Consider the following 14,075-nt stretch of genomic DNA (forward strand, 5'->3'; position numbering starts at 1 on the left):
GCGGGAGCAAGCTCCCTCGCCACGAAAGCTCTTCTTCCCACCGGGACTACACCGCAGCCTTGCGAATCGTCGCCAGCAAACCCGCGGCGCCAATGAACAAACCGGCAAAGGTCCGGTTCATCCGCCGTTGCTGTTCTGGGGTACGCAACAGGCGCAGTACCTTGGACGCCAGCCCGGTGTACCCGGCCATGACAATCAGATCGACGCCAATCATCGTCACGCCCAGGATCAGGTATTGCTTGATCAACGGCGCGTGGGGATCGATGAATTGCGGCAGCACGGCGAGCATGAACACCAGGGCCTTGGGGTTGCTGATGTTCACCAGGAAACCGCGGAACACCAGCGCCAGCGGCTTGCCGATGGGCCGAATGGTCGCATCGTCGCTGAGGTCACCGGGGATCGCCCGCCATTGCTTGACGGCCAGGTAGACCAGATAGGCCACGCCGAACCATTTGATGGCGTAAAACGCGGTGGCCGAGGCGGTAAGGATCGCGCCGACGCCCGCTGCGACGATCGCAATTTGCAGCGCGAGGCCCAATTGCAGACCCAAGGCATTCCAGTAGCCACGCCAGAAGCCGTACCGCAGGCCACTGGACATCGAGGCAATGGCACCGGCGCCCGGTGAAAGACTGATAACCCAACAAGCGGCGAAGAACGCCAGCCACGTTTCTAGCAACATTGCACACCTCAGCCCGGATCCGTCGAAACGAATAAGCTAATGCGCCGCCGTGGGGATAACCACCGATTTCTTCATGCGCCAGGCAAATAAGGCTATTCGACGAACCCGCCAACCGGAAATGCTTCGCTGCCGCGCCAGCGGCGGACCGAACGCTGGAAGAACAGCGTATTGGGCACTTGCACCATGGAGCTTGCGGTCCCGAGCTCCTCGGGTTCGATCAACGTCGTGTAGAGCAGATTGATCGCCACCACCCGGCCCTTGATGCCTGGCTTGTCGGTGGCTTCCACCAGCTCGACCACGTCACCGAGGCGGAACGGCCCGACGGTGTAGATCAGGATGGCGCACAGCAGGTTCGACAACACGCTCCAGATGGCGAAGAACGCCACCGCCGCCACGGCAACAAACCCCGACAGCGCGGTCCACAGTACCGTAGCCGAAACGCCCAGGCGCTCCAGTGCGACCAGCACGGCGCTGCCCATGATCAACCAGCGCAGCACACCACGCAGGATAATGACCAGCTGGGGCGGCAGCGGGTAGCGCTCACCCAGGCCAGTGAGCGCACGCGCCACGAAACGCTGGGCCACGTAACCTACCAGCAAGATCAGCAGGACTTGCACGCCGAGCCAGATCGGCTCGATCCACATGACGGGTATGGGCAGGGACAACGCTTCCATCAGGACAGCGCCTCCAGCTCCGCTTGCAAGTTTTCCAGCAACTCCAGGGCCTGCATCCACGCCTCCTCAAGCTCCGCTTCCCGAACCTTCAGCTTGGCCTGCTCGGCCAGCAAGTCACGCAGCTCATCTTTGCGCGCTGCCTCGTAGAGACCACTGTCACCCAGGCTGGTTTCGATTTTCTGCAGTTTTTCATGGAGCTTGCCCAGCTCGGCCTCGAGCTTGTCTGCCTCGCGCTTGTGTGGCGCCAGTTGCTGACGCAACGCCGCCGCGGCCTGGCGCTGGGCTTTCTTGTCGGTCTTGTCCGGATTGACCGGCGTGGTGCTGACCGGTGCGTTGCGCTGACGATAATCCACCAGCCAGCGCGCATAGTCTTCAAGGTCGCCGTCGAACTCTTCGACTTTACCGTCCGCGACCAGGAAGAAGTTGTCCGTGGTGCTCTTGAGCAGGTGCCGGTCGTGGGACACGACCAGTACCGCACCGCTGAATTCCTGCAAGGCCATGGTCAGGGCCAGGCGCATTTCCAGGTCCAGGTGGTTGGTTGGCTCGTCGAGCAGCAGCAGGTTCGGCCGGCCCCAGGCGATCAACGCCAGCGCCAGGCGGGCCTTTTCACCACCGGAGAAATTCAGCACCGGTTCGTCGATCCGCGCCCCGCGGAAATCGAAACCGCCGAGAAAATCCTTCAACGTCTGCTCGCGCTCGGTCGGGGCCAAGCGTTGCAGGTGCAGCAATGGGCTGGCCTTGGAATCGAGGGAATCGAGTTGATGCTGGGCGAAATAACCGACCACGGTATTTTCACCGCGTGTCAGGCGCCCGGCCAAGGGCTCAAGCTCGCCGGACAGGTTCTTGATCAAGGTCGATTTACCGGCACCGTTAGGCCCCAGCAGACCGATCCGCGCGCCGGGCGTCAGTTGCAACTTGACCTTCTCCAGCACGGTTTTGTCGCCATAGCCCAGTCGTGCATCGGACAGGTCGATCAATGGACTGGAAATCTTCGACGACTCGCGGAAGACAAAATCGAATGGCGAATCGACATGGGCCGCCGACAGCTCTTCCATCCGCTCCAGCGCCTTGATCCGGCTCTGCGCCTGGCGAGCCTTGGTGGCCTGGGCCTTGAAGCGAGCGATATAGCTTTCCATGTGCGCGCGCTGCGCCTGCTGCTTCTCGTAGGCTTGTTGCTGCTGCGCCAGGCGCTCGGCCCGAGCCCGCTCGAACGCGCTGTAGCCGCCGCGATACAAGGTGAGCTTGCGCTGGTCGACATGGGCGACGTGATCGACCACAGCGTCGAGGAAATCCCGGTCGTGGGAGATCAGCAGCAGCGTGCCGGGATAGCCCTTGAGCCAGTCTTCAAGCCAGATGATGGCGTCGAGGTCCAAGTGGTTGGTCGGTTCGTCGAGCAACAGCAAGTCCGAAGGGCACATCAGGGCTTGCGCCAGGTTCAGGCGCATCCGCCAGCCGCCGGAGAAATCCCCGACCTGACGGTCCATCTGTTCGTTGGTGAAGCCCAGGCCGGCCAGCAATTTACGAGCGCGGGCGTCAGCGGTGTAGCCGTCGGCGCTGTCGAGCTCGGCGTGCAGGCGGGCTTGGGCGGCGCCGTCATGGGCGGCTTCGGCGGCGGCGAGATCATGCTGGACCTGACGCAGGCGCACGTCACCGTCGAGCACGTAATCCACTGCCAGGCGTTCGAGCGTATCGACCTCCTGGCGCATGTGGGCGATGCGCCAATCGGCCGGCAGGAAGCAATCGCCGGAGTCCGGGTGCAGCTCGCCACGCAACAAGGCGAACAGGCTCGATTTGCCGGCGCCGTTGGCACCGATGAGGCCGGCTTTGTGGCCGGCGTGCAGGGTCAGCTCGGCGTCTTCTAGCAGACGTTGCGGGCCACGCTGTAAAGTCAGGTTCTGAAGTCGAATCATAATGGCGGCGGAGTCTACCAGCTTCGCTCGCAACTGGCGCGAGTAGCACGATGTCCTCTGATCTGTGGAGCTTTTCCCTCGACCTCTACGTCAAGCCTGGCGTGGAGCCCGCGTGCCTGGCGCTACAGACAGCCGGCGTAAATGTATGCCTGGTGCTCTGCGGGCTATGGCTGGAACAGCGTGGCGTGACGTTCGATGAACAGCGACTGGAACAACTTCGGAACCTGGCGGAACCGTGGAGTGAACACGTCGTACAGCCATTGCGTGCGCTGCGCATTCAATGGAAAGAGGCTGCCCTGGGGGATGCAAGGCTCAATGGCCTGCGCGAGCAGATCAAGCGTCTGGAGTTGGAAGCCGAGCGGCAACTACTCGAGCAATTGGAGACGGTGACCAAGGGTTGGCCGAAGGAACGCCATGCAGGCGCGGGTCAATGGTTGCAAAGCGTGGCGGGAAACGCCGGCCGCCTTCACCACGACGCGCTGCATCAGCTGCGCGTCGCGGTGTCCGACACTTAGGAAGCGCGGGGTGGAGTGCTGTTCGATGCCGCAGTAACGCTCGGATTCACAGCCGGTGCCGGCGTGCTGGCCGTTGGCGCGGGAGTCGCCGTAGGAGCAGGCGCTGGCGCGGCAGGCTTGGCAACCGGAGCAGTCGCTGGTTTTGCAGCGGCAGGCTTTTTCACGGCAGGCTTGGTCGCTGCTGGTTTTGTGGCGGGTTTGGCAGCGGCCGGCTTGGCCGTTACTGGTTTGGCCGCCGCAGGTTTCGCCGCTGCTGGTTTGGCTGCCGCTGGTTTCGCAGCAGGTTTCGCCGCAACCTTGGCAGGCGCTTTGGCTGCAGCTGGCTTGGCTGCCGATTTCGCTGCAGGCTTGGTCGCTGGTTTGGCCGCAGCGGTTTTTGCCGCAGTTGGCTTGGCTGCTGCGGGCTTCGCAGCCGCCGGTTTGGCAACTGCTTTAGTGGCAGGTTTGGCAGCGGCGCTCTTCGTCGCGACGGGCTTGGCAGCAGCGGTTTTGGCGGCAGGCTTGGCGGCGACTTTTGCAGCGGGTTTGGCGACAGCAGGTTTCGCAGCCGTGGTTTTCGCAGCAGGCTTGGCAGCCGCCTTGACGGCCGGCTTGCTCGCCGCTGGTTTTACTGCGCTGGCAGCAACCGGTTTTTTAACAGCAGGTTTGGCAGCTGGCTTGCTGGCAGCTTTTGCCCCAGCCTTGGCGGCTGGCTTGACGGGCGCCTTGGCTGGCGTTTTTGCAGCGACAGGTTTAGCCACGGGTTTCTTGGCCGATACAGCGGCAGGCTTCGCAGCACGAAGGCTCAGTGCCTTGCCTACGGCTTCCTGGACGCGACCGACACCCTGGGCCAGTTTCAGGCTTTCCTGTGCGTCACGCTTGAGCTGCAGGATGTAGGCGCGGGTTTCGGACTGACGATCCTTCAGGGAGTCGAGCAGGTCTTCAAGTTCTTTCACGGCGTCTTTTGCCTTGGCTTGTGCCTTGGCCTTGCCAGCGGTTGCCGCGTCTTGCAGTTTGGTGCGCGACTTGTGCAGTTTTTCCTGCGCCTTGCCGCGTTGTTTTTCCAGCTTGGCGAGCAATTTTTCAGCATCAGCCAGGGCTTGGGAGCAGGCATTTTCCAGATGCTCGAGCAAGCTGCCCGACAGTTGTTGGAGCAAGTGCAACGGAGTGTTTACAGGCTTCTTGGTGGCCGACATGGTTTACCTCCTGACTGACGTGAGTGCGGCTCATACTAGACCTCTGCTGCAACCGCCGCTAGGGCATGTTGACACTACACATGGCGTTGCGTTGCAAGTCGCAAAAAATCTTCTGCCGCATTGCCACGGCCATGCGCTTGCACAGATATCGACACTGGCATAATCCCTCGAATCGAGGCCGGAGTAAGCACACATGTCGCGTCACCTTTTTCTACTCTTTTGCTTGGTCTTCCCTATGGCGCAGGCCGCGGAAAAAACCAACGCAAACGATGCCCACGACCTGGCCTACAGCCTCGGCGCGAGCCTTGGCGAACGCTTGCGCCAAGACGTGCCCGACTTGCAGATACAAGCTTTGGTCGAGGGCTTGCAACAGGCCTATCTCGGTAAGCCGCTGGCCTTGAAGGATGAACGCATCGAACAAGTCCTGGCCGAACACCAGGCGCAACTGACCGCGCAATCGGCATCACCCGAGGCCCAAGTGGCACTGAAGACCGAGCAGAAATTTCTCAACGATGAGAAAAGCCGGCCGGGCGTCCAGCAACTGCCGGACGGGATCCTGCTGACCGAACTCAAGCCCGGCAGCGGCAGCAAGGCCGGCCCTCACGGCAAGGTCCAAGTGCTGTATGTCGGGCGGCTGCCGGACGGCACGGTATTCGATTCCAACCATCAGGCGCAGTGGTTCAACCTGGATAGCGTGATCGATGGCTGGCGCAGTGCACTGCCGCAGATGCCGGTGGGGGCGAAATGGCGGTTGGTGATTCCGTCGGCGCTGGCCTACGGGGCCGAAGGTGCAGGGGACGTGATTCCGCCTTTCACGCCATTGGTATTTGAAATCGAATTACTCGGCGCGACGACCTGAGGCAAAAAAAAACGGTGCGCAATGCGCACCGTTTTTTATTTACCGCGAAGTCCTCAAGCCTGGACCGCAGCCTCTTCCTTATGGGCGTTGTGCAACACTTCGATCAGGCAGTCTTCCAGTTCGAAACGTTCATGGAGCAAGCCACCCAGCTCCTTGAATTTTTCCGCCACGCATTTGCCTTCGTCGCACAGATCATTGAAGGCCAGCAATTTTTCGGTGATGACGTCGATGCGCGGATAAATCGTGTCGGCCAATTCCAGGCCGCGCTTGTCGTTGAAGGCCTTGGCCTCGCTCGTCAGTTGTTCGTATATCTCGAAATGGCCGGCAGAGACATAGTCCACCAGCACGCCACAAAACTCCTGCAGAGGCTTGCGGCTTTCACTCAATGCTTCGGGCTTGCCGCCAAGAGCATCATAGGCCCGAACCAGTTCGTGACGCTCCTGCAACCAGCGGTCGATCAGCAGATGCACCCCACCCCAGCGTTCCTGAGCATTCTGACAACTTTCGAGCATGGTGATTTCTTCCCTTCTGAGTCATGCCCCTCGCAGCCTGAAACACGCCTGGATAACCAGGGACACACCAGGCACAACATGATCGAGTGGCACAATTCCAATGATACGTGCGGGCCAGATTATGCCCGCACGACAACCGCTTCAAGGTACGCAGGAGATAAAGTTCATACAAGTGTTTAATCCAGCACCCTGACCAACTGCGACGTCTGGTCGCTGAAAGGGCGGACCAGGGCATCCCAGGCCAGGCGCAACAGCAGGTAGGTCATCGAAATCGCCAGGGCAAGAAAAAACAGCAGGCTCCACTCGGGCATGCTCAGATCGAACAACGTCCAGGTGACTCTTGTGCAGTCGATTGCGCCCTCAAGCACATGACTCATGGCATGCCACCACGAATCCGCTTCCCTTAACCGGGTCACGCAATCAGGCAAATACTCAACCGAAGCGGTTTGCACCAAGACCTGCCGCCACGCCAGCATCAACCCTGCGGACGCGAATGCTACCCCCGCGACGGCATAGACAACGCTGCCCTTTCGACCCGGTCCCTGCACGCAAGCCCCAAGACAATTCACCAGGAAAACCATCAGGCATAACCGCTGCAAGATGCACAGGCTGCACGGGATCAGGCCGACCGCGTATTCCAGGTAACTGGCGATGCCCAGAGCCAGGGCTGCGGCGATGGAAGCCATGAAAAACAAGAAGCGTGAGCAGGCCAAAGACATGGCGGTTCCGTAACAGAAGAGACAAGCTGTTACGGTAGAGGAAAGCCGTCGGGCCTTTCAAGGCAGGCCCGTGCGGACACTTCACCAAAGGTGTAGGGAATTCCCGACAGACATAACGAGACTTAGCGCAGTTAGCTGTAGGATTTTACCGAAGGCATCTCAAACGCCCACGCTACAACGATTCAGTGATCGCTCAAATGGCCTGGGCCGGAACCGGCAGCGGTGCAGCAAGCAAACGCTCGTCCAACAACCCCAACCCTTCCTGGAAGAGCTGGTTGCTACGCTCCGCATCCCCCAGCTGCGCCAACAATCGGGCCAGCTCGGCGCAGGCCTCGGGGTTGCGCTGGGCCCGCAAGCTGCTTTCCAGATAATCCCGGGCCTTGCCCCACAAACTGTTTTGCAGGCACAAGCGCCCCAACGTCAGCAGCAGGCTTGGATCCCCCGGATGGTCCTTGAGCCAGCCTTCGGCCGCTTGCAGTTGACGAGTTGGATCCGCACCGCGGACCAAGCCGTACAGGCGCGCGAGGTGGCTGTCGTACTGGCGCTTGAGGGCAGTGCGCAACACGTCTTCCGCTTCGACTTGGGCGCCCAATTGCCGGAGCTGTTCGGCATAGGCCAACACCAATGCCGGCTCCTGGCGCTGTGCGGAGCTCAGCTGTTGCCAGGCGCGGCTGAGCGACTGCAAGCCGACGCTGCCATCGGCTTCGCGGTGTGCCGCCAGGGTAAGGTTTTCGCCCCAGGCACGACGCTCCAGCTCAGCCAGTTCGGCGGGGGGCAGTACCTTGTCCTTGCGCAACTCAGGCAACAACCGGATCACTGCCGACCAGTCACCGCGCTGTTGGTGCAAGCGCTGCAACTGACGAAGAACCTGGGCGTTATGAGGATGACGTTCATGCATCGCCTGCAGCGTCTCCAAGGCACCGTCGGTATCGCCCCGGTCCGTCTGCAACTGAGCGTGCGTCAGCGCAATGGCCAGTTCCGCCTGGGGCTGACGCTCCAGGGCGCGCTCCAGCAAACTGTCGCTTTGCTCATAAAGACCTTGTTCGTTGGCCGCGCGGGCGGCACCGAGGTAATACAGCAAGGGTTGGCGCTCGGCTTCGGCCGCACGATGCAGGTGCCGCTGGGCACTGGCCCAGCGACCTTCAGCCAGGTCCAACTGGCCGTGTTCGATGGCAACTTGCACGCGACGACTGCGGTTGCGTCGCGACCATGGATTGACCACGCCGGTGGAAGTGGTGACCAGCCCGATCAAGGCGCTCACACCGCGCCATACCAGCCAGAGCACAGCCAGCAATGCGAGGGTGACCCAGAGACCGGCTTCGTAACGGAAGTTCTTGTACGCCACGAGCACGTAACCCGAATGCTCGGCAATCGCCACGCCCAGCACGGCGGCGACAGCGATGACCACGAACAGAATCAGGTAGAGGCGTTTCATGGCGTGGTCTCCTGCGCGCCAGTCTTGGGCATCGGCTTGACTGACTCTTCGGCATTCACGTTGCGACGTTCGAGATAGGCCTGGACCGCGCTCAACGTGCCGGTCAGGTCCGGCGTGACCACGGTCACCGGCAACTTGCCCAGCTCGACCACGCGCTCCAGCATGATCCTGCTTTGCGGGTTGTCCTGGTTGAAGTTGTTCTTGAGCACATCCCGCGCTTCGGCCAACGCCTGGGTGTAGACCGGCGCCTGGCCGTTGAGCGCGGCCCACTGCGCCTGCTCCAGCGCCAGGCTCAAGGCCAGGCGCACCTGCATCAGGCTCTGCCCGGCCAAGAGTGGACGAACGTTTTCATCGGCATTGAAATCGATACGGATATAGCGGGAGATCTGATCCCACCACTGCGCCCAACGGCTGGCACCATCGCCATCGGCGGTCAGGCCCAACAGGGATTCACCGCGATCCTTATACTCGGGCGCCACTTCCGAGAGCTGCAGCACCTGGTCGCGCAAGGCACCCAACTGGAGGAACAGGCCGGTGCGATCCGGTTGTTCGGTGCTGCGCAGCGCGGCGAGGGTCTTGGCCAGTTGCTCGCGTGCGGCGAACGATCCCGGATCGTTTTGCTCGCGCAGGATTTCATCCGCGCCCTGCACCAATGCCTGGGCGCTGCTGATGTCTTGCAGGGCGGAAAGGCGCAGGCTGGCCAAGCGCAACAAGTGCTCGGCTTCGGCCAGGCGCCAATCCTTGCGGCTGGCACCGAGCACGGTTTCCAGGCGCTGGTTCAAGCGCTGCTGATCGCCCTGCAACTGCGCGACCTGGCGGCGCCGCTCTTCCAGTTCTTCAGCCGGGGGCAACTGCTCCAGGCGCTCACTCAGGCGTTGCTCATTGAGCTTGAGGCTCTGGGCCTGGTCATTGAGCGTCTGGACCTGGGCGGACTGCTGCTGGGTGTTGGCCTGCAAGTGGCGCACTTGCCACACACCCCAGCCACCCATCGCCACGCCGGCGGCCCCCAACAACAGCGCGACAATCGCCAGTCCGTTGCCGCGACGCGGCGCTATCGGCGCCTTGGCGTCAAGCGGAGCATCGAGCGCAGGCTGATCCTGATCTTTTGGCAAGGCTGTTTCGCTCACGTGTCCATCCTTTGCATTAGAAAACGGCACGGATTGTTCCCGTAACGCCGCCAGCAAAGCCGCGGCACTGGCGCCACGGCAATCCACAACTGTCCGAGCCCCGGCGGCATGCGCCATCTCGGCAACCCTGGGGCTTGGCACGAACAACGGTAGCCGCGCCAGGGCGGGCCACGCTTCACCGGCCAATCGGTGCAGATGCTCGAAGCTCTGCCCACTGCTGACCACCAGGGCGTTCAAGCGTTCCGCTTCGACCTTCGCGGGCAATTCGTCTTTGCCGTGTTGCGGCAGGCCGCGCCGGTACAGCTCAAGATAATCGACACTAGCACCTTGCTCGCGCAAACGCTCCGCCAGTAAACCGCGCCCGCCCTCACCGCGCACAATCAAGACGCGAGGATCGGGCCGGTCAATAGCCTGGCGCAACGCTGCAAGTTCAAGCAAGGCCTCGCTGTCGTCACCATTTTCGGGATAAGACACGCCTAGGCCGGCGTCAGCAAGAATCTGGCCGGTCGCTGCCCCCACGCTGAACCATGGCTGGTCCGGTGGTTGCGGCCAATATTGGCACAACAGTTCCACGCACAACCGGGCAGCGGGTTTGCTGACCACGATCACGGCACAATATTGATCCAGGGCCTGGAGAGTCGCCTGCCCGGACGCTGAAAGGGGAATCGGCTCGATATCCAGCAACGGCAGGCTGCTGCTGTATATCCCGGCATCCGCCAAGACAGCCGCCAGCGCGCGAGACTCGTCCGCTGGGCGGGTAAGCAACAGGCGCCAACCTGTCACGCGGGGCCTGCCTCGCCGTAGACCTTCTTGAGGATGTCGTCAGCGCCTTGGCTGAGCAGGTCTTCGGCGACCCGTACACCCAGCGCCTCGGCATCGCGGCGCGGCGCCCGGGCTTCAGCACTGAGCAACGTGCCACCGTTGGGGTCGCCGACCAGGCCACGCAACCAGACTTGCTCGCCCTCGAGCACGGCGTAGCAGGCAATCGGCACCTGGCAGCCACCATTCAGATGCTTGTTAAGGGCACGTTCGGCGAATACGCGGATGGCGGTGTCTTCGTGGTGCAGAGGCGCCAGCAAGGCATGGATTTCATCGTCGGCGCTGCGGCATTCGATCCCTACCGCGCCCTGTCCGCCAGCCGGCAGGCTGTCATCGACACTGATGGCCGAGGTGATGCGGTCTTCGAAACCCAAGCGGATCAAACCTGCGGCGGCGAGGATGATCGCGTCGTACTCGCCGGCATCGAGCTTCGCCAAGCGGGTGTTGACGTTGCCACGCAGGAAGCGGATCTGCAGATCGGGACGACGGGTCAGCAGCTGTGCCTGGCGGCGCAGGCTGGAAGTGCCCACCACACTCCCGGCGGGCAGCGCATCGAGGCTGGAATAGGTATTGGAGACGAACGCATCGCGCGGGTCTTCCCGCTCACAGATACAGAAGAGCCCCAGGCCCTGGGGGAAATCCATGGGCACGTCCTTCATAGAATGCACGGCGATATCGGCTTCGTTGTCCAGCAAGGCAGTTTCCAGCTCCTTGACGAACAAGCCCTTGCCCCCGATCTTCGACAATGGCGAATCCAGCAGCTTGTCCCCACGGCTGACCATCGGCACCAGCGTCACGATCAAACCGGGATGGGCCGCTTCCAGGCGGGCTTTGACGTATTCGGCCTGCCAGAGGGCCAAGGCGCTTTTACGGGTGGCGATGCGGATCTCGCGAGGGGACATGGATCAATCCGTACTTAAAAGATACGGCAGATAATAACAGCTCAGCCAAATCCGCTTTGATTTGAATCACGACCCCGGGGCCTCCCTGGCCGCCAATCCTGGAAACAGGACGCATCGAGGCGCCGCGCTAAAGCTGCTGCATCATCTTGCGCACACCCGCGACATGCCGACGGCTGACAATCAGCGCATCGCCGTTAAGCCCCTTGAGGTACAACTGGAAATGCCCATGGGGCGTGCGTTGCAACCGCTCGATGCGCTCGCGCGCCACCAACGCGTTGCGGTGAATGCGCACGAACCGGTCGCCGAATTCGTCCTCGAGCGCCTTGAGTGGCTCGTCCAGCAGCACTTCACCGCTTTCGTGGCGTAACGTCACGTATTTATGATCAGCAATGAAATAGACCACTTGGTTCAACGGGATCAATTCGATCCCCTTGCGTGTCCGCGCACTGATATGGCTGCGAGGACCGCTGCCACTTTCGGCGGCCGGACGGGTCAGCGCTGCCAGTTGCGTACGGTTCGGCCGCTCTGCCTTGCGCAATGCCTCTTGCAGCGCCTCGACGGAAACAGGCTTGATCAAGTAGCCCACGGCGCCGGCCTGCAACACCTCGGGGGGAAAGTCGTCCCGAGTGGTGCAGAACACCACCGCGGGCGGGGACTCGCGCTCGCACAGTTTCGCCGCGACCTGCAAGCCGTCCAGGCCAGGCATGCGAATGTCGAGCAGCACGATATCCGGCTTGTGGCTGTCGATAAGGGCCAATGCCTCTTCGCCATTGGTGGCGCTCGGCTCCAGGACACTGTAACCCTCGAGTTCACCGAGCAATCGGCTCAGGCGCTCGCGGGCCAGTGGTTCGTCGTCAACGATCAGGACATTCATATTGCGCTGGATTCCTGCGTGAGTCTCGCACAAGGATAGCGTAGACAGGGGAAGTGACATCCGTCACTGCGATCCACGCTAAGACTCGTCCGAGGGCCTAAAAGTGCCGCGAGGCGGTTGCCTATCTTTACCAGCGCTTGCCGACCGATGCTCGAGGCCTGTTGTCGCACAGCGTCGCCACAGGGTTTTTTAACACTCGATTTGACCAATATGCACACCCCCCTTACTTGGTGCATCCGATGCGTCCAGGATGAAAAAGCAAAGTCTTACCGTCCACTGTAGACGGTTGCCGCGACGATATTGCTCAATCGAAAAATATCGTTATGCGAAAAACCCTTTGGATCCGTTGGCGTTCGCTGCGAAAAACCTGGCGACCACTGCCAGCGCCAGCCCCGGCAACCCTGTTATCATCCGCCACAGCCTTCAACCGCTACTCTTTTCCAGCCGATCACGAGCGAATTCATGAGCACTGACAAGACCAATCAGTCCTGGGGCGGCCGCTTCAGTGAACCCGTCGACGCCTTCGTCGCCCGCTTCACCGCCTCCGTCAACTTCGACCAGCGCCTGTATCGCCACGACATCATGGGCTCGATCGCCCACGCCACCATGCTGGCCAAGGTCGGCGTGCTGACCGATGCCGAGCGCGACAGCATCATCGATGGCCTGAAGACCATCCAGGGCGAGATCGAGGCCGGCCAGTTCGACTGGCGTGTCGATCTGGAAGACGTGCACATGAACATCGAGGCGCGCCTGACCGACCGCATCGGCGTGACCGGCAAGAAGCTGCACACCGGCCGCAGCCGCAACGACCAGGTCGCCACCGACATCCGCTTGTGGCTGCGCGATGAAATCGACCTGATCCTGGCCGAGATCACCCGCCTGCAAAAAGGCCTGCTGGAGCAAGCCGAGCGCGAGGCCGAGAGCATCATGCCCGGCTTCACGCACTTGCAGACCGCGCAACCTGTAACGTTTGGGCATCACATGCTCGCCTGGTTCGAGATGCTCAGCCGCGACTACGAGCGCCTGGTCGATTGCCGCAAGCGCACCAACCGCATGCCCCTGGGCAGCGCCGCGCTGGCCGGCACCACCTACCCGATCGACCGTGAGTACACCGCGCAACTGCTGGGCTTCGATGCCGTCGGCGGGAACTCGCTGGATAACGTCTCGGACCGCGATTTCGCCATCGAATTCTGCGCCGCCGCGAGCATTGCCATGATGCACCTGTCGCGCTTCTCCGAAGAGCTGGTGCTATGGACCAGTGCGCAATTCCAATTCATCGACCTGCCCGACCGCTTCTGCACCGGCAGTTCGATCATGCCGCAAAAGAAAAACCCCGACGTACCGGAACTGGTACGGGGCAAGAGCGGCCGGGTATTCGGCGCACTGATGGGCCTGCTGACCCTGATGAAGGGCCAGCCGCTGGCCTACAACAAGGACAACCAGGAAGACAAGGAACCGCTGTTCGACGCGGCCGACACCTTGCGCGATTCGCTGCGGGCGTTCGCCGACATGATCCCGGCCATCAAGCCCAAGCACGCGGTGATGCGCGAAGCGGCCCTGCGCGGTTTCTCCACCGCCACCGACCTGGCCGACTACCTCGTGCGCCGAGGCTTGCCGTTCCGTGATTGCCACGAAATCGTCGGCCATGCGGTGAAGTACGGCGTGGACACCGGCAAGGACCTGGCGGAAATGAGCCTGGACGAACTGCGCCGGTTCAGCGACCAGATCGAACAGGACGTGTTTGCCGTGCTGACCCTGGAAGGCTCGGTCAATGCCCGTGACCACGTTGGCGGAACGGCGCCAGCGCAGGTCAAGGCTGCCGTGGTGCGAGGCCAGGCGCTGCTTGCCAGCCGCTAACAGCTCAAAGCCAAAAGC

Annotated in this window: 13 protein-coding genes and 1 pseudogene; 3 read left to right on the forward strand and 11 right to left on the reverse strand. The window is 61.9% G+C overall.

Going from position 1 to position 14,075, the window contains the following annotated elements; all coding sequences use genetic code 11:
- Nucleotides 1-46 precede the first annotated feature (46 nt).
- The 3 genes from OC610_RS09990 to OC610_RS10000 all read right to left on the reverse strand — a co-directional run bounded on the left by OC610_RS09990 (nt 47) and on the right by OC610_RS10000 (nt 3,263).
- Nucleotides 47-679, reverse strand: coding sequence for a LysE family transporter (locus OC610_RS09990; protein WP_264427653.1), 633 nt, complete (start codon nt 677-679; stop codon nt 47-49).
- A gap of 92 nt (nt 680-771) precedes the next feature.
- Complete coding sequence (locus tag OC610_RS09995) at nt 772-1,353, reverse strand: mechanosensitive ion channel family protein (RefSeq protein WP_264427654.1); 582 nt, start codon at nt 1,351-1,353, stop codon at nt 772-774.
- Nucleotides 1,353-3,263 carry an ATP-binding cassette domain-containing protein gene (locus OC610_RS10000; RefSeq protein ID WP_264427655.1) on the reverse strand — a complete coding sequence of 637 codons (1,911 nt, stop codon included), beginning with the start codon at nt 3,261-3,263 and terminating at the stop codon, nt 1,353-1,355. Before OC610_RS10000 ends, OC610_RS09995 begins: the two co-directional genes overlap by 1 nt.
- Nucleotides 3,264-3,313: 50 nt before the next feature.
- On the opposite strand from OC610_RS10000, the gene OC610_RS10005 reads away from it, so the two are divergent.
- Nucleotides 3,314-3,778, forward strand: coding sequence for a TIGR02444 family protein (locus tag OC610_RS10005; protein ID WP_264427656.1), 465 nt, complete (start codon nt 3,314-3,316; stop codon nt 3,776-3,778).
- On the opposite strand, the gene OC610_RS10010 is transcribed toward OC610_RS10005, so the two are convergent.
- A complete protein-coding gene (locus OC610_RS10010) occupies nt 3,775-4,953 on the reverse strand; it encodes an AlgP family protein (protein ID WP_264427657.1) in 1,179 nt (392 codons plus the stop codon). The two genes, OC610_RS10005 and OC610_RS10010, sit on opposite strands and share 4 nt — an antisense overlap.
- A gap of 193 nt (nt 4,954-5,146) precedes the next feature.
- Here OC610_RS10010 and OC610_RS10015 point away from each other — a divergent pair, with 193 nt between their 5' ends.
- A complete protein-coding gene (locus tag OC610_RS10015) occupies nt 5,147-5,812 on the forward strand; it encodes an FKBP-type peptidyl-prolyl cis-trans isomerase (RefSeq protein WP_264427658.1) in 666 nt (221 codons plus the stop codon).
- A 53-nt stretch (nt 5,813-5,865) separates the two neighbouring features.
- Here OC610_RS10015 and rsd read toward each other — a convergent pair whose 3' ends face one another.
- The 7 genes and pseudogenes from rsd to OC610_RS10050 form a co-directional block, all read right to left on the reverse strand.
- Complete coding sequence (gene rsd, locus OC610_RS10020) at nt 5,866-6,324, reverse strand: sigma D regulator (protein ID WP_181288066.1); 459 nt, start codon at nt 6,322-6,324, stop codon at nt 5,866-5,868.
- 176 nt (nt 6,325-6,500) lie between these two features.
- Nucleotides 6,501-7,043, reverse strand: a complete 543-nt coding sequence (locus OC610_RS10025) for a disulfide bond formation protein B (protein WP_264427659.1) — start codon at nt 7,041-7,043, stop codon at nt 6,501-6,503.
- Between the two features lie 193 nt (nt 7,044-7,236).
- Nucleotides 7,237-8,478 (reverse strand): heme biosynthesis protein HemY, encoded by a 1,242-nt coding sequence (locus tag OC610_RS10030; protein ID WP_264427660.1) that lies wholly within the window; start codon nt 8,476-8,478, stop codon nt 7,237-7,239.
- Nucleotides 8,475-9,605 carry a uroporphyrinogen-III C-methyltransferase gene (locus OC610_RS10035; RefSeq protein ID WP_264427664.1) on the reverse strand — a complete coding sequence of 377 codons (1,131 nt, stop codon included), beginning with the start codon at nt 9,603-9,605 and terminating at the stop codon, nt 8,475-8,477. The genes OC610_RS10030 and OC610_RS10035 overlap by 4 nt, the downstream gene beginning before the upstream one ends.
- A 36-nt stretch (nt 9,606-9,641) precedes the next feature.
- Nucleotides 9,642-10,388: pseudogene (locus OC610_RS10040) on the reverse strand (uroporphyrinogen-III synthase); the annotation flags it as partial.
- Nucleotides 10,385-11,326: a hydroxymethylbilane synthase gene (hemC, locus tag OC610_RS10045; protein WP_264427661.1), complete on the reverse strand. Its 942-nt coding sequence runs from the start codon at nt 11,324-11,326 to the stop codon at nt 10,385-10,387. The gene hemC and the pseudogene OC610_RS10040, both read right to left, overlap by 4 nt.
- A 127-nt stretch (nt 11,327-11,453) precedes the next feature.
- Entirely contained in the window at nt 11,454-12,200 is a 747-nt protein-coding gene (locus OC610_RS10050; RefSeq protein ID WP_264427662.1) for a LytR/AlgR family response regulator transcription factor, read from the reverse strand.
- A 462-nt stretch (nt 12,201-12,662) separates the two neighbouring features.
- On the opposite strand from OC610_RS10050, the gene argH reads away from it, so the two are divergent.
- A complete protein-coding gene (gene argH, locus OC610_RS10060; RefSeq protein WP_264427663.1) occupies nt 12,663-14,057 on the forward strand; it encodes an argininosuccinate lyase in 1,395 nt (464 codons plus the stop codon).
- Nucleotides 14,058-14,075: the final 18 nt, after the last annotated feature.

It is taken from the genome of Pseudomonas agronomica (assembly GCF_025917275.1).
In the GTDB taxonomy this organism is placed as follows: Bacteria; Pseudomonadota; Gammaproteobacteria; order Pseudomonadales; family Pseudomonadaceae; genus Aquipseudomonas; species Aquipseudomonas agronomica.

Coding starts and splice junctions, on each gene's coding strand:
- OC610_RS09990 (WP_264427653.1), bottom strand. CDS start 679: ATGTTGCTAGAAACGTGGCTGGCGTTCTTCGCCGCTTGTTGGGTTATC.
- OC610_RS09995 (WP_264427654.1), bottom strand. CDS start 1,353: ATGGAAGCGTTGTCCCTGCCCATACCCGTCATGTGGATCGAGCCGATC.
- OC610_RS10000 (WP_264427655.1), bottom strand. CDS start 3,263: ATGATTCGACTTCAGAACCTGACTTTACAGCGTGGCCCGCAACGTCTG.
- OC610_RS10005 (WP_264427656.1), top strand. CDS start 3,314: ATGTCCTCTGATCTGTGGAGCTTTTCCCTCGACCTCTACGTCAAGCCT.
- OC610_RS10010 (WP_264427657.1), bottom strand. CDS start 4,953: ATGTCGGCCACCAAGAAGCCTGTAAACACTCCGTTGCACTTGCTCCAA.
- OC610_RS10015 (WP_264427658.1), top strand. CDS start 5,147: ATGTCGCGTCACCTTTTTCTACTCTTTTGCTTGGTCTTCCCTATGGCG.
- rsd (WP_181288066.1), bottom strand. CDS start 6,324: ATGCTCGAAAGTTGTCAGAATGCTCAGGAACGCTGGGGTGGGGTGCAT.
- OC610_RS10025 (WP_264427659.1), bottom strand. CDS start 7,043: ATGTCTTTGGCCTGCTCACGCTTCTTGTTTTTCATGGCTTCCATCGCC.
- OC610_RS10030 (WP_264427660.1), bottom strand. CDS start 8,478: ATGAAACGCCTCTACCTGATTCTGTTCGTGGTCATCGCTGTCGCCGCC.
- hemC (WP_264427661.1), bottom strand. CDS start 11,326: ATGTCCCCTCGCGAGATCCGCATCGCCACCCGTAAAAGCGCCTTGGCC.
- OC610_RS10050 (WP_264427662.1), bottom strand. CDS start 12,200: ATGAATGTCCTGATCGTTGACGACGAACCACTGGCCCGCGAGCGCCTG.
- argH (WP_264427663.1), top strand. CDS start 12,663: ATGAGCACTGACAAGACCAATCAGTCCTGGGGCGGCCGCTTCAGTGAA.